This is a genomic window from Crenobacter oryzisoli (assembly GCF_030385785.1).
In the GTDB taxonomy this organism is placed as follows: domain Bacteria; phylum Pseudomonadota; class Gammaproteobacteria; order Burkholderiales; family Chromobacteriaceae; genus Crenobacter_A; species Crenobacter_A oryzisoli.
Window position 1 is genome coordinate 31,899 of the sequence record NZ_JAUEDK010000012.1, and the last position, 13,538, is coordinate 45,436.

Consider the following 13,538-nt stretch of genomic DNA (forward strand, 5'->3'; position numbering starts at 1 on the left):
TGGGCGGGGCGGGCGGCGGCTTCGGTGCAGTGCCGGCCGGCGCTTACAGCGGGTCGGCCAGGAACACCTTCACATTGTGCTCGTTGAGCAGCTTCTGCAGCGGCTCCGGCGGCTCGTTGTCGGTGTAGATCGCGTGGAATTCGCTGATGTGGCCCATCCGCACCAAGGCGTTGCGGCCGAACTTGCTGTGATCGGCGGCAAGATAACGGTGGCGCGCGTTCGCCATCATCGCCTGCGCGACGCGCACCTCGCGATAGTCGAAATCGAGCAGCGAGCCGTCCGGTTCGATGCCGGACACGCCGAGAATCGCGTAGTCGACCTTGAACTGGTTGATGAAGTCCAGCGTCGCGACACCGGTGATGCCACCGTCTGAGGCTCGTACCACGCCCGAGGTGATCATCACGGTGAAGTCCGGGTTGGTCGACATGATCGACGCCACGTGGATGTTGTTGGTGATGACGCGCAGGCCCTTGTGCGTGTTGGTCAGCGCTACCGCCACCGCCTCGATCGTGGTGCCGATGCTCATGAACAGCGAGGCATGGTCGGGAATGCTCTCGGCGATCATGTCGGCGATATGCGCCTTTTCGCTCTGGAACTTCCCCTTGCGTGCGAAGTAGTCCTCGTTTTCCACGCTGCTGCCGAGCGCGGCGCCGCCGTGGTAGCGGCGCAGCAGGTTAGCTTCGCACAGCTGGTTGATGTCACGGCGGATGGTCTGCGGGGTAACGTCGAGCAGCCGGGCCAGTTCCTCGATCGGCATGAAACCGTTGTCGCGGACCAGCTGCAAAATTCTGTCGTGTCGGGGAGATCGGCTCATGATGGTTCGAAAGCGAAAATTACGTCACTGTCTTTAACATAGATGTTGTGACGTGAGCAAATCCCGGCGCGTGCTTTCTTCAATTTCGATACACCGTCGGCGATTTCGATGGGTGGAAGCGGGTCGTCGCTTGACCCGCCGTGCCTGCTTGACGCCGGCGGTGTCCTGCGTGGTTCCGGAAGGAGGGGGGGGCTTGACCCCGGCTCCACCGAGTGGTGCGAAGGGGGCGTTGTGCTCAGTGGTAGCTGAAGGCCGGCTCGCTTTGCGCGGGCTGCTCGGTGTGGTCGGCGAGATAGCGGCCGAATGCGGGATAGTCCATCGGGCGGGCATACAGATAGCCTTGCAGCAGCGACACCCGGCGGGTGCGCAAATAGGCCAGCTGGCGCTCGTTTTCCACCCCTTCGGCCACCGTGACCAGATTCAGCTGCCGGCCGAGCGCGATGATCGCGTCGAGCACCGCGCTGGGCACGTCGTCCCGGATTGTCGAAACGAAGCGCCGGTCGATCTTCAGGTAGTCCACCTTCAGCTCGGTCAGGTAGGCGAGGCTGCTGTGGCCGGTGCCGAAATCGTCGATCGCGATCTTCACCCCCTGGTCGCGCAACCGTTGCAGCGTCTCCTGGGTGACGCCGGTCGATTCGAGCGCGACCCGCTCGGTCAACTCGAGCACGATCTGTCCCTGGTTCGCCGCGACGGCGTCCTGCAGCAGCCGGCAGTCGGCCGCCAGCGCAGGATCGGTGAGTTGGCAGGGACTGATATTGATGCTCAGGTGGAAGTCCGGCGGCAACGACAAGCCGGCGAGGTCGGCGGCGACCTGGCGCATCAACAGCGTGGTGGCGGCGGCGATCTGGCCGTTCTCCTCCAGCTGCGGGATGAAGCGGTCGGGCGGAATCAGCGCTCCTCCTGGCGGCTGCCAGCGCATCAGCACCTCGGCGCCGACGCAGCGGCCGCTGCGGCTGTCGATCAGGGGCTGGTAGTAGGGCAGGAATTCCTGGTTGCGCAGCGCCTGTTCGAGCCGGCCGTTCAGCGAGCGCCAACGCCTCAGCGCGAGGTAAGTGACGATGCCGGCCAGCGCGCCGGCGAGCAGGAACAGCGGTAGCTTCAGCTGCTCCTCCCGCAGCAGATACTCCCACAACTCCGCCTGCTCGGTCTGGCCGAACACACCGAATGGGTAGCGAGCCGACGCGACGCTGACGCTCAGCGCATCCACCGCCGGCTGCGTCGGGGCGAGCCGGTCGCGCAGGAACATCTGGCCGTCGATCACCAGGCCGTATTCCTGCAGCTTGTTGAGCACGACCCGCCTGAGGAAGGGCTGTAAGAGCCGCATGTCGAGCGAGGCGAGCATGCTGACGCCACCGGGCAACTGGCGGCGTACGTCCAGGTTGATCAGGCCGGCGCCGGCCAGCGGGTCTTTGTTCAGTTGCAGTTCGACCTGCTGCAGCTGCGGGGCTGCCCCCGGCAGGTCGATGGCCACCCGGCCGAAGGTGCTCAGACAGTGCAGGTGTTGGCCGTGCACCACGCCGACCGCCCGTACGTAGGGGTTGTGCGCCACCACCGGGCCGAGGCGGGCACGCAGCTCTTGGCAGGGCAGCGCAATCAGTGGCTCGACCTGGCGCAGCGTCGCGTTGACGTCGTCGAGCAGCCGGTCGATCGCCTCCTGACTGAGCTGGGCGCTCTCTCGGGCCTGCTGCTGCACGTCGCGCTGCAGGCGGTGGCCGAACAGCCATGCCGTCAGCAGCACCGTGCAGAAGCCGGCCGCCAGTGCGATCAGCCAGTCCCGGCGATGCCGGGTGGCCAGTATGGGGATGGGGAGAGGCGTCATGGCAAGAGGAAAGACCTCTCAGCCTGGCATGCCTAGGCTGCTGGCGGATGATGCCGACCTGCGTCTAGCCGGTCATCGTCGATTCCGCACCGCGGAGCTTGGCATGTCGACTGTCGAACAGTCAGACCGAATCTCCATTTGCTTGTAAATAATGACCTTTGAATTATTAACCAAATGGCTGGATTAGTGAATTTAAATAATTTGCTCTACTGTGCAAATATCAACAAGTTTACTATTTGAAGTCGAGATAACTGCGTCATTGCTCGGGCAGCATGGCCCGGGCGGGTAAATCGTCCTGCTGGAAACTGATGCCCCCTTGCAACAGGTGGGCGCGTTGCAAGGGGGGCGCGAAGTCCGGTCGGCCCCGAGCTGAGCACCGACCGGTGATGGTGTCAGCGTACGCTGATGTCCTCGAAGCTGGTGTTGAGCGGGCTGATCACCACGCCCTGCACGTTCTTGCGCGCCGCCTTGTACACCACCGTGTATGCGATCGGGCTGAACGGCAGCTCGCGGCCGAACACGAGCTGCGCGCGCGCGTACAGATTGCTGCGCGCCTGCATCGACGGCAGGCCGCGCGCCTGCGTCACCAGCGCGTCGTAGTCCTTGTTGCACCAGCGCGCGCTGTTGCTGCCGCCGATCGCGTCGCACGACAACAGCGTGCCGAGCCAGTTGTCCGGGTCGCCGTTGTCGGCCGACCAGCCGAGCAGCGCCGCGTCGTGCTCGCCCTTCTTGATGCGCTTGTTGTATTCGCCCCACTCGTAGCTGACGATCTTGGCCTTGATGCCCACCTTGGCCCAGTCGGACTGGATCATCTCGGCCATGCGGCGGGCATTTGGGTTGTACGGGCGCTGAACCGGCATCGCCCACAGCGCCACCTCGTAGCCCTGCGGCACGCCGGCGGCGTGCAGCAGCTTCTGCGCCTCGGCCGGGTTGTACGGCGTGCTCTTCAGACCCTTGTAACCCCATTGTCCCGGCGGGATCGGGTTGCTGGCGGCGATGCCGCTGCCCTGGTAGATGCTGGCGAGGATGGCCGGCTTGTCGATCGCCATGTCGAGTGCGCGACGTACGTTCGCCTGGTCGAGGTATTTCTTCTGCGTGTTGTACGCGAGAAAGCCGAGCGTCATCCCCGGGCGCGAGATCAGCTGCACCTGCGGCACCTTCTTCAGCTCGGCGATGTCGTCCGGCTTCAGACTGTCGGCCAGTTGGCACTCGCCGGCCTTCAAGCGCTGCGCGCGCACCGCCGAATCGGGGGTGATCGCGAACACCAGGTTGTCGATCTGCACGTGGTTGGCGCGCCAGTAGCCCGGGTGACGCGCGTAGCGGATCGTCGCGTCCTTCTGGTAGCTCTTCAGCACGAACGGGCCGGTGCCGACCGGCTTGAGGTTGATGTCCTGCGGGCGGCCCTGCTTCAACAGCTGCGCGGCGTATTCGGCCGACAGGATGGACGCGAAGTCGGTGGCGAGATTCGGCAGGAAGGCGCTGTCCGGCTTCTTCAGCACGAAGCGCACCGTCAGGTCGTCGACCTTCTCGACCTTGTCGAGGTTCTTGTCGAGGCCGGCGTCGGCCACGTACGGGAACTCGGTCGGGTAGGCCTTGCGGAACGGCAGGTTCTTGTCGAGCAGGCGGTTGAAGGTGAATAGCACGTCGTCGGCGTTGAAGTCGCGGCTCGGCGCGAAGCCGGGGATGGTCTGGTACTTCACGCCGGGGCGCAGCGTGAACGTGTAGGTGAGGCCGTCCTGCGACACCTGCCAGCGCGTCGCGAGGCTCGGGATCAGCCGGGTGCTGCCCGGCGCGTAGTCGACCAGGCGGTTGTAGATCGTCGCCGACGAGGCGTGGAAGGTGGTGCCGGTGGTGAACTGCGCCGGATCGAAGCCCTCCGGGCTGCCTTCGGAGCAGTAGACCAGCGTGCCGCCGGCGTGGGCGACGCAGACGGAAAGAGTAGCGAGAACGAGGGCGGGCAGGGCGAGACGGCCGGCAGAGCGCAGCATGTTAGGGGTCACCAGTCTGAATTGGGACCGATCAGTCTACTGTTCTACCGTTTCGACCGGAAATATCTGTTGGCGATTGGATAATGTCGTTTTCTGCTATGCGGCCGTTCGGCCAACGCGGGCACGAAAAAGGCCGGGACATGCCCGGCCTGTCGGTGACGGTGCTAAGAACCTGTCCACGATTTGCTGCGTTCTATCTTCTAGACCTTGGGTGATCCTGCATTGAAATGCCGCTCAACATGCTCATGGACTCCCTGTCCACTCCGCTTTTTCGCGTCATTTCGCCTTGGCTGACCCTTCGTCCGCGAGATCGTGAACTGGTTCTAAATGCTTAGCCGGCCAGCCGCGCGCGGTGGCGGGCGATCTGCGCGCGCACCTGGTTCGGCGCGGTGCCGCCGACGTGGTCGCGCTGGGCCAGGGAGCCTTCCGGCGTCAGCACCGCGAACACGTCCTCGTCGACCAGCGGGCTGAAGGTGCGCAGCGTGTCGATGCTCAGGTCGGCGATGTCGACGCCCTGGGTCTCGGCATGGCGTACCGCCAGCGCCACTACTTCGTGGCTGTCGCGGAATGGCAGGCCCTTTTTCACCAGGTAGTCAGCCAGGTCGGTCGCGGTGGCGAAGCCCTGCAGCACGGCGGAGCGCATCGGCTCCGGCTTCACGGTGATGCCACGCATCATGTCGGCGTAGATGCGCAGCGTGTCGACCAGGGTGTCCACCGTGTCGAACAGCGGCTCCTTGTCTTCCTGGTTGTCCTTGTTGTACGCGAGCGGCTGCGACTTCATCAGCGTGATCAGCGCGATCAGGTGGCCGACCACGCGGCCCGACTTGCCGCGCACCAGTTCCGGCACGTCCGGGTTCTTCTTCTGCGGCATGATCGACGAGCCGGTGCAGAAGCGGTCGGCGATGTCGATGAAGCCGACGCGCGGGCTCATCCACATGATCAGCTCTTCGGACAGGCGCGACAGGTGGATCATTACCAGGGACGCGGCGGCGGTGAATTCGATCGCGAAGTCGCGGTCGGACACCGCGTCGAGCGAGTTCTGACACACGTCGTCGAAGCCCAGCAGCTGCGCGGTGTAGTGGCGGTCGATCGGGTAGGTGGTGCCGGCCAGCGCGGCGGCGCCCAGCGGCAGGCGGTTGACGCGCTTGCGCACGTCCTGCATGCGCTCGGCGTCGCGGGTCAGCATCTCGACGTAGGCGAGCATGTGGTGGCCGAAGGTGACCGGCTGCGCCACCTGCAGGTGGGTGAAGCCCGGCATCACCGTGTCGGCGTGCTGTTCAGCGAGATCCAGCAGCGAGGTCTGCAGTTCGGCGATCAGGCCGGCGATGTCGTCGATCGCGCTGCGCAGCCACAGGCGGATGTCGGTGGCGACCTGGTCGTTGCGCGAGCGGCCGGTGTGCAGGCGCTTGCCGGCATCGCCGATCTTGTCGGTCAGGCGCTTCTCGACGTTCATGTGCACGTCTTCGAGATCGAGACTCCAGTCGAAGCGACCGGCGCGGATGTCTTCGAGAATCTCCGCCATGCCGCCACGGATAGCGGCCAGGTCCTCGTCGGACAGCACGCCGGCCTTGTTCAGCATCGCGGCGTGGGCGAGCGAGCCCTCGATGTCGAACGCGGCCATGCGCTGATCGAAGGTGACGGACGCGGTGTATTTCTTGACGAGTTCGGCGACAGGTTCCGAGAACCGGCCGGACCAGGCTTTGCTATCATGCATGACAATGTCCACCCAAGGTATGCGATCCGAAAATGGCCATTATACGTCAATCATTCGGGCTGACTGCGTTGCCCGACTTCCGGCGCGCCGCAGTGATCGTCCGGCTGATCGCGGCAGTCGGGCTGCTCTTGGTCGCGCTGGCGCTGCGCAAAGCCGAGACGGGGCACGACTTTGTCGCGAGCGGTGCCGTCCTGGCGCGCATGGTGGCGCCCGGCCTCGTGCTGACCCTGGCGGGCCTCGCGCTGGCGAGCCCCTGGCTCTCGCGTCGGCGTCATCCGGCGCCGTGGAGCGTGGCGCTGGCGGTGGTCGTGTTCGCGCTGGTCGAATTGTCGAACAATGCTGGCCACGTCATTCGCTGGCCGTTTCTCGGCTGGGTGGCGCTGACCACCGCGCTCTTGATGCACTATTTCTCGCTGCGCGAGCGTGCGCTGTCGCCGGCCCTGCCCGAGGCGCGGCTGGCGGCGTTGACCGCACGGATTCGCCCGCACTTCCTGTTCAATAGCCTGAACGCTGCGATCAGCCTGATCCGTAGCCGGCCGGCGCGCGCCGAGATGGTGCTGGAGAACCTGGCCGACCTGTTTCGCGCGCAGCTGGCCGACCCGGGGCGCAGCTCGACGCTGGCGCGCGAGGTGGAACTCGCGCGGCTGTATCTGGCGATCGAGGCGGAGCGGCTAGGCGAGCGGCTGAAGGTAAGTTGGCAGCTCGATGCGCCGGACGACGCGCTGCTGCCGCCATTGCTGCTGCAGCCCTTGGTCGAGAACGCGGTCAGCCATGGCGTCGAGACGCTGATCGTACCGGGCGAGATCCGTATCGAGGCGACGCTGCATCGGCGTCGGTTGGCCATCACCATCCACAACCCGGTCGCCGACGAGCCGGCGCTGAAGGTGGCCGGCAACCATATGGCGCTCGGCAATATCTCCGAGCGGCTGGCGCTGATGTTCGACGGCGACGCAACGCTGTCGACCGAGCGCAGCGAGGATAGCTTCGTCACCCGGCTCGAGCTGCCGTACCGGCCGGTGGTGATCGATACGCATTTGCCGGCGTTTCTGCGCGAGCGCGGTTAGCGACGCTGGTGGCTTTGATCGTGCTCTTCAGCCACCGCTGCCGAACAGCGTCAATTGCTCGGGCTGTACCTGCCCGTCCTCGCTCATCCTCACCCCCACCCCCAATAGCCGCACCGGCCGCGCGCCGCGCGCCCACGCGACGTCGAGCAGTGTCGCGTAGCCTTCGGCGTCGAGCCGGTGGCCCAGGTGTTCGGCGGTGGTCTGCGTGAAATCAGCGAACTTGATCTTGACGGTCAGCTGCTTGAACGGCGGGGAGCCGGCGCGCTGCCAGCGCTCGGCCAGCTGGGTCAAGAGCGCCGGCAGCTCGGCGTGGCAGGCGGCGAGATCCGGCAGGTCATGCACGAACGTTTCCTCGACCGACAGCGACTTGCGTGGGCGCTCGGTCTCGACCGGGCGTGGGTCGATGCCGCGCGCCATCTGGTAGAGGCGTTCGCCGAAGCGGCCGAACTGTTCGGCCAGCTTGTCGATCGGCCACGCGGCCAGATCTGCGCAGCTGTTGATACCGAGCGCGGCGAGCCGCTCGGCGGTGACGCGGCCGACGCCGTGAATCTTCGCCACCGGCAGGGTGGCAACGAAGGAGGCGACGTCCTGAGGGCGGATCACGCACAGCCCATCCGGCTTGTTCCAGTCACTCGCCACCTTGGCGAGGAACTTGTTCGGCGCTACCCCGGCGCTGGCGGTGATGCCGACCTCGGCGCGGATGCGCGCGCGGATCTCCTCGGCGATGCGGGTGGCGCTGCCCTTGTGGTGCGGCGAAGCGGTGACGTCCAGATACGCCTCGTCGAGCGACAGCGGCTCGATCAGCTCGGTGTAGTCGCGGTAGATCTCCATGATCTGCTGGCTGGCGGCGCGGTAGCGCGCCATGTCGGGCGGGATGATCTTGAGCGTGGGGCAGCGCTTGATCGCGGTCGCCGATGCCATTGCGCTATGCACTCCGTAGCGGCGCGCGATGTAGTTGCAGGTGGCGATCACGCCGCGCGCGTCGGGGCGGCCGCCGACCGCGAGCGGGATGTCGGCGAGCGACGGGTCGTCGCGCATCTCGATCGCGGCGTAGAAGCAGTCGCAGTCGATGTGGATGATCTTGCGCTGCGGCGCGTCCATCGATTCGGTCAACGTTGAGGGGCGGCGTGGGTCAGGCCGGCGTGTCGCTGTGGCCGAGTGTCTTGTCCGGCGCGACGCGGTCGCGCACCGCTTGCTTCAGCGTCTTGATGTCGGGGAAGCCGCCGTCTTCCTTGCGGTCCCACAGCCGTTCGCCGTCGAGCCAGACCTGAAAGATGCCGCCGCTGCCGGGTTGCAGGCTGACTTCACCCAGCTCCTTCTCGAAGGTGGTGAGCAGTTCCTGTGCGTACCAGGCGGCACGCAACAGCCAGCGGCAGCCGGTGCAGTAGCGGATGGTAATGCGGGGGGATGCGGTGTTCATGGTGCGGGTCATGCGTAAAAGCCAAGCATAACCGATACGGGCGGAAGTGGGATGGCCGGTGCGGTCTTGATAGTTTGTTGTGCGGCTTGTCTCCTCCATCGCTGTAGACTTGGCGATGCATTTTTTGTCCGACAATCCGGCCATCTCCGCTGCGCAGTCTGCCCGGAGTTTCGCGATCGGTAAAGCCCTATTTTCATCGGGGCCTATCGTTGTGACGAGGATACAACGCAGTGTCTCGCCGCCGCCCGTTCACGGAGGGCTAGCCGTGCGCGTGTTCCGGCGTCGGCAGCACCCCCTGGCTTGCCAGGTGGAACAGCAGCCAGCCTATCGCCAGCACGCCGAGCAGCGCCGCCGCGCCGACCAGCACGCGCAACGACAAGGACAGCAGGCGCGAACTCTGCACCGGGTCGGCGTCGGGATCCGGTGCCGGCATGCTCGTCGGCTCGACCGGCACGACGTCGGCTTGCTCCACCGCTTCCTCCTCCGCCTCGGCCGCTGGTGCCACCGTCGCGACCGGGGCGGCGAACCCAGGGCTGGCGGGGGCCAGCGCCACGGCCGGCACCGCCAGCCTGGCTGTTGCCTCCGTTTCTTCGGCCGACGCGCCGAAGCTTGCCAGCCGTTTCATCAGCCCGGCAGCCAGGCCGAGCGGCGGTGGCGCGATCAGCGTCGGGCGCTGCTGGCGGATGATGCGGCTCTCCGCTAGCACGAACACCACGCACAACAGCGGGATCGCCAGCGACAGCGCCGGGGCCTGAGTGGCGATCCACGGGGCGACCAGCGGGTCGGACACGCCGATGCGCCCGGCGATCCAGCCGAGCATCGCGCTGCCGGCCGGCACCCAGAGGGGGTTGTCGTCGAGCAGCCGGGTGATGAACAGGCTGCCGTACATCAACAGCGGCACGCTGAACAGCAGGCCCAGCACCAGGAACAGCACACTGCCTTGCGCGGCGGCGGCGAGCGCCACCACGTTGTCGAGGCTCAGCACCAGGTCGGCGCTGACCACCACCACTACCGCCGACCAGAGCCGGTCGACCTCGCTAGACGCGTCGTCCGCCTTGCCCGTGGGGGGCTCCAGGTCGCCGAGCAGCAGCTTGATCGCGATGGCGATCAGTAGTGCCGCGCCGATCAGCCGCAGCAGCGGCACCTGCAGCAGGAAGCTGACCACGGTGGTCAGAAGTACGCGGAGCAGGATGGCGAAACCGGTGCCGATCAGCACCGCGCGCTTCATCAGCGGCCGCGGCAGGCTGCGGCAGGCCAGCGCGATCACCAGCGCGTTGTCTCCGCTGAGCAGCAGGTCGAGGAAGAACACCTGAAACGCCATGCCGATGGCGTGGCCGAAACTGTCAAAACCCATTATGTTTTCCCATGCTCGCCGCCGTGCCCGTTCATCCCAGCGCTCCGGCGATGCCTGAATAAAGGCCGATGCCGGCGGTCAGCGTGAACACGGTGGCGACGGCCGCGCCGTACCAGCCTTTCAGGCGATGTTCCTCGGGCAGCTCGCGGTGAGCCAGCCAATAGAGGAAGCCCAGTACCACCGGCAACAGCAGCGCGTTGACCACGCCGGTGGCGATCGACAGCCGCACCAGGTTGATGCCGGACGAGACCAGCATGCCACCGGCCGCCAGTATCAGCCCGAACGCGGTGTAGAACCACGGCGCCTCGCGCGGATGGTTCTCCAGCGAGTGGTGCTTGCCGCTGACCTCGCCGAGCGCCCAAGCGGTCGTCAGGCACACGACGATAGTCGCGACCAGCGCACCGCCGCTCAATGCCACCGCGAACAGCAGCCGGCCGGTATGCGGGCCGAGCACGGCGGTGAACGCCTCGGCGATCTGCGGGATATTATCGAGCGCCATGCTGCCGCGGCCTTCGAACGCCGCCGCCGCCGCTACCAGCACCGCAGCAGTGACCACCTGGCACAGCACCGCGCCGATCAGGGTATCGAGCCGTGCCGCCCTCAGGTCGGCCTGTTCCAGGCCTTTGTCGATCAGCGCCGACTGCTGGTAGAACACCGTCCACGGCATGATGCTGGTGCCGAGGTTGGCGGCCAGCAGGTAGAGGTAGTCGCGGTTGCCCAGCGGCATGTGGTGCAGTTGGCCGACCAGCTGACCGTAGTCGGGATTGGCCCGCCACGCCACCACCAGGAAAGCCAGCTCGAACACGCCCAGGCAAATCGCCACCCGCTCCACCGACTGGTAGCTGCCGGTGCAAACCATCGCGAAGATCAGCAGTGCCAGCACGGCGATCGTCTGCCACACCGGCACGCCGAACAGCTGGCCGACGCCGGCAAGACCGCTCATCTGCGTCACCAGCGCGCCGAAGCAGCTGACCACCAGCGTCGCGGTGGCAAGCCGCGCCGCGGCGCTGCCGAAGCGCTGCAGGATCAGCTCGCCGTAGCCCTTGCCGGTGCACAGAGCGAGGCGCACCGTCAGTTCCTGTGCCACGAACAACAGCGGGATGATCAGAAACTGCAGCAGCAGCAGGCGGTAGCCCCACTGCGCCCCGCTTTGCGAGGCGGTGATCACGCTGCCGGCGTCGGTGTCGGCGAGCATCACCACCAGACCCGGTCCCAGCGCCGCAGCCAGGTGCTTCAGACGGGAAAGCGACAGCGGATGGCTGTGATTCATCTCAGCGCTGGCCTCCTGGGCCGCTCCGGAAGTCGTGCAGCAGCGCCGAGTCGGGCGACAGCACCAGCGTCGCGCCCGACCCGGCCAGTGCTTGGCGGTAGGTCTGCATCGAGCGGTAGAACTTGTAGAACTTCGGGTCCTTGCTGAACGCGTGCGCCAGGATCTGGTTGGCCTCGGCATCGCCCTCGCCGCGGGTGATCGCGCTCTGGCGCTCTGCTTCGGACAGGATCACGGTGCGGTCGCGGTCGGCCTTCGCCTGGATCTGCTGCGCCCACTGGGCACCCTGCGCGCGCAACTCCTTCGCCTCCTGCTGGCGAGCCGATTTCATCCGGTCGTAGATCGCCTGGCTGGTCTCCAGCGGCAGGTCGGCGCGGTGCAGCCGCACCTCGGTCACCGCCACGCCGAGCGGTCGGGCGCGTTCGGCCACTTCCGCCTGGATGCGCGCGACGATCTGGCTGCGCTCGGTCGACAGCAAGGCCTTCAGCTGCACCTTGCCAAGCTCCCGGCGCAGCGAGGTGCTGACCAGCTGGTTCAGCTGAGGGCGGGCCTGCAGGTCGGTGTGTAGCGACTGGTAGAAGCGTAGCGGGTCGACGATGCGGTAGCGGGTATAGGTCTCCACCTCCAGGCGCTTCTCGTCGCCGAGGATCACCTGTTCGGGCGCCGGCGCCAGTGTCTGCAGCCGGGTGTCGAAGAACTGCACCGAGTCGACGATGGGCAGCTTCCACTTGAGGCCCGGCTGCTCGTTGACATCGACCGGCGCGCCGAGCCGGATCACCAGCGCCTTCTGCCCCTCGGGCAACGTGTACAGCGTGGAGCTGACGAGCCACAGCAGCGCAAAGCCGCCGATCACGCCGATGCCGCGCAACGATCGCTTCATTTCGCGCCTCCCTTGGCGGCGGCCTTGGCCTGGTTATCCTGCATCTGCAGGTAGGGCACCACGCCGGCGCCCTTGCCGGTCGAGTCGGTGACGATCACCTTGCTGGCCTTCTTCAGCACCTCGTCCATGCTGTCGAGATAGAGCCGCCAGGCGATGACGTCCTTGGCCTGCGCGTAGCTGTGGTAGACCGAATCGAAGCGTTTGGCCTCGCCTTCTGCCAGGTTCACCACCTGGCTCTTGTACGCCTCGGCCTCCTGCTCGATACGCGCCGCCTCACCCTGCGCCTTGGGCAGGATGTCGTTGCTGTACGCCTGCGCCTCGTTGCGGGCGCGCTCCTGGTCGGCGCGGGCGCGCTGCACGTCGTTGAACGCATCGATCACCGCCGACGGCGGGTCGACCCGCTGCAGCTGCACCTGGGTGACCAGGATGCCGGACTGCTCGCCGTCGAGCATCTGCTGCAACAGCGTGCGGGTCTGGTCGGCCACCTGCTGGCGGCGGTTGGACATCGCGGCCTGGATCGGCGTGTGCGAGATCACGTCGCGTAGCGCGCTCTCGGCGGCGATGCGCAGCGCGGTTTCCGGGTCCTTCACCCTGAACAGGAACTGGCTGGCGTCCTTGATGCGCCAAAACACCACCGCATCGGCCTCGACGATGTTCTCGTCGCCGGTGAGCATCTGCTTCTCGCGCGGGTCGGTGACGTCGGTCGGCATGTCGTCGTACAGGTTGGCGAGCCGGATCAGATTGATCTGGGTCACCCTGGGCAGCAGCACCGCCTCGATCGGCCAGGGCAAGTGGTAGTGCAAGCCCGGCTCGGTGGTGTCCACCCAGGCGCCAAAGCGCAACACCACCCCCTGTTCGTCCGGCTGCACCCGGTACACGCCGGCCATCAACCAGGCTGCGACGATCAGCCCCGACAACAGGGCCAGCCCCCGGCCCTGGAGGCCGAAGAGCTGCAGGTAGTAGTCGAACTGCCGACGCAGCGCGCCAAGGAGCGCGGGCGGGGCGACAGGAAGGTCGTCTGGTCGCGGAGGTGCAGCCATAGTCGTCTCATGGAGGGTGGGCAAGTTTGCCCGAATGGCTCGGCCCCGGGGGGCGGGCTGTTAAGCGAAGCCGCCCGGCCTTGGCCGAACGGCTTCGCTTAACAGCCCGACACCGGGCGCTGCCCGGTGTCGGTATCCGTACTTAGAACCTGTTTACGATCTGCTGCACTCGGGTGAT

The 13,538-nt window shown here is 66.4% G+C and carries 11 protein-coding genes; 1 reads left to right on the forward strand and 10 read right to left on the reverse strand.

Annotation, left to right across the window (positions count from 1 at the left end):
* Positions 1 to 43: 43 nt before the first annotated feature.
* From QU481_RS08810 to argH, 4 genes are all read right to left on the reverse strand, one after another.
* Complete coding sequence (locus QU481_RS08810) at positions 44 to 814, reverse strand: DeoR/GlpR family DNA-binding transcription regulator (RefSeq protein ID WP_289829584.1); 771 nt, start codon at positions 812 to 814, stop codon at positions 44 to 46.
* Between the two features lie 235 nt (positions 815 to 1,049).
* Entirely contained in the window at positions 1,050 to 2,633 is a 1,584-nt protein-coding gene (locus QU481_RS08815) for an EAL domain-containing protein (RefSeq protein WP_289829585.1), read from the reverse strand.
* Positions 2,634 to 3,025: 392 nt separating this feature from the next.
* The gene (locus QU481_RS08820) at positions 3,026 to 4,621 is read right to left on the reverse strand and encodes an ABC transporter substrate-binding protein (protein WP_289829586.1); all 1,596 of its coding nucleotides are present in this window, start codon (positions 4,619 to 4,621) and stop codon (positions 3,026 to 3,028) included.
* A 331-nt stretch (positions 4,622 to 4,952) separates the two neighbouring features.
* Positions 4,953 to 6,335, reverse strand: coding sequence for an argininosuccinate lyase (argH, locus tag QU481_RS08825; protein WP_289829587.1), 1,383 nt, complete (start codon positions 6,333 to 6,335; stop codon positions 4,953 to 4,955).
* A 32-nt stretch (positions 6,336 to 6,367) separates the two neighbouring features.
* On the opposite strand from argH, the gene QU481_RS08830 reads away from it, so the two are divergent.
* Positions 6,368 to 7,399 carry a sensor histidine kinase gene (locus tag QU481_RS08830; protein ID WP_289829588.1) on the forward strand — a complete coding sequence of 344 codons (1,032 nt, stop codon included), beginning with the start codon at positions 6,368 to 6,370 and terminating at the stop codon, positions 7,397 to 7,399.
* Positions 7,400 to 7,426: 27 nt separating this feature from the next.
* Here the strand turns inward: QU481_RS08830 and dinB are convergent, their stop codons facing one another.
* From dinB to hflK, 6 genes are all read right to left on the reverse strand, one after another.
* Positions 7,427 to 8,500, reverse strand: coding sequence for a DNA polymerase IV (gene dinB, locus QU481_RS08835; protein ID WP_289829589.1), 1,074 nt, complete (start codon positions 8,498 to 8,500; stop codon positions 7,427 to 7,429).
* A gap of 31 nt (positions 8,501 to 8,531) precedes the next feature.
* Positions 8,532 to 8,819, reverse strand: a complete 288-nt coding sequence (locus tag QU481_RS08840) for an Rdx family protein (RefSeq protein WP_289829590.1) — start codon at positions 8,817 to 8,819, stop codon at positions 8,532 to 8,534.
* Between the two features lie 259 nt (positions 8,820 to 9,078).
* Entirely contained in the window at positions 9,079 to 10,173 is a 1,095-nt protein-coding gene (locus QU481_RS08845) for a YjbE family putative metal transport protein (RefSeq protein ID WP_289829591.1), read from the reverse strand.
* A gap of 31 nt (positions 10,174 to 10,204) precedes the next feature.
* The gene (locus QU481_RS08850) at positions 10,205 to 11,443 is read right to left on the reverse strand and encodes an NRAMP family divalent metal transporter (RefSeq protein WP_289829593.1); all 1,239 of its coding nucleotides are present in this window, start codon (positions 11,441 to 11,443) and stop codon (positions 10,205 to 10,207) included.
* 1 nt (position 11,444) lies between these two features.
* Complete coding sequence (gene hflC / locus QU481_RS08855) at positions 11,445 to 12,320, reverse strand: protease modulator HflC (RefSeq protein ID WP_289829594.1); 876 nt, start codon at positions 12,318 to 12,320, stop codon at positions 11,445 to 11,447.
* Entirely contained in the window at positions 12,317 to 13,360 is a 1,044-nt protein-coding gene (gene hflK, locus QU481_RS08860) for an FtsH protease activity modulator HflK (protein ID WP_289829595.1), read from the reverse strand. Before hflK ends, hflC begins: the two co-directional genes overlap by 4 nt.
* Positions 13,361 to 13,538 lie beyond the last annotated feature (178 nt).

Excerpts from the sequence above, each read along its gene's own strand:
- QU481_RS08845 (WP_289829591.1), bottom strand. The coding sequence starts at position 10,173 with ATGGGTTTTGACAGTTTCGGCCACGCCATCGGCATGGCGTTTCAGGTG.
- QU481_RS08850 (WP_289829593.1), bottom strand. The coding sequence starts at position 11,443 with ATGAATCACAGCCATCCGCTGTCGCTTTCCCGTCTGAAGCACCTGGCT.
- QU481_RS08840 (WP_289829590.1), bottom strand. The coding sequence starts at position 8,819 with ATGAACACCGCATCCCCCCGCATTACCATCCGCTACTGCACCGGCTGC.
- dinB (WP_289829589.1), bottom strand. The coding sequence starts at position 8,500 with ATGGACGCGCCGCAGCGCAAGATCATCCACATCGACTGCGACTGCTTC.
- hflC (WP_289829594.1), bottom strand. The coding sequence starts at position 12,320 with ATGAAGCGATCGTTGCGCGGCATCGGCGTGATCGGCGGCTTTGCGCTG.
- QU481_RS08815 (WP_289829585.1), bottom strand. The coding sequence starts at position 2,633 with ATGACGCCTCTCCCCATCCCCATACTGGCCACCCGGCATCGCCGGGAC.
- argH (WP_289829587.1), bottom strand. The coding sequence starts at position 6,335 with ATGCATGATAGCAAAGCCTGGTCCGGCCGGTTCTCGGAACCTGTCGCC.
- hflK (WP_289829595.1), bottom strand. The coding sequence starts at position 13,360 with ATGGCTGCACCTCCGCGACCAGACGACCTTCCTGTCGCCCCGCCCGCG.
- QU481_RS08830 (WP_289829588.1), top strand. The coding sequence starts at position 6,368 with ATGGCCATTATACGTCAATCATTCGGGCTGACTGCGTTGCCCGACTTC.
- QU481_RS08820 (WP_289829586.1), bottom strand. The coding sequence starts at position 4,621 with ATGCTGCGCTCTGCCGGCCGTCTCGCCCTGCCCGCCCTCGTTCTCGCT.
- QU481_RS08810 (WP_289829584.1), bottom strand. The coding sequence starts at position 814 with ATGAGCCGATCTCCCCGACACGACAGAATTTTGCAGCTGGTCCGCGAC.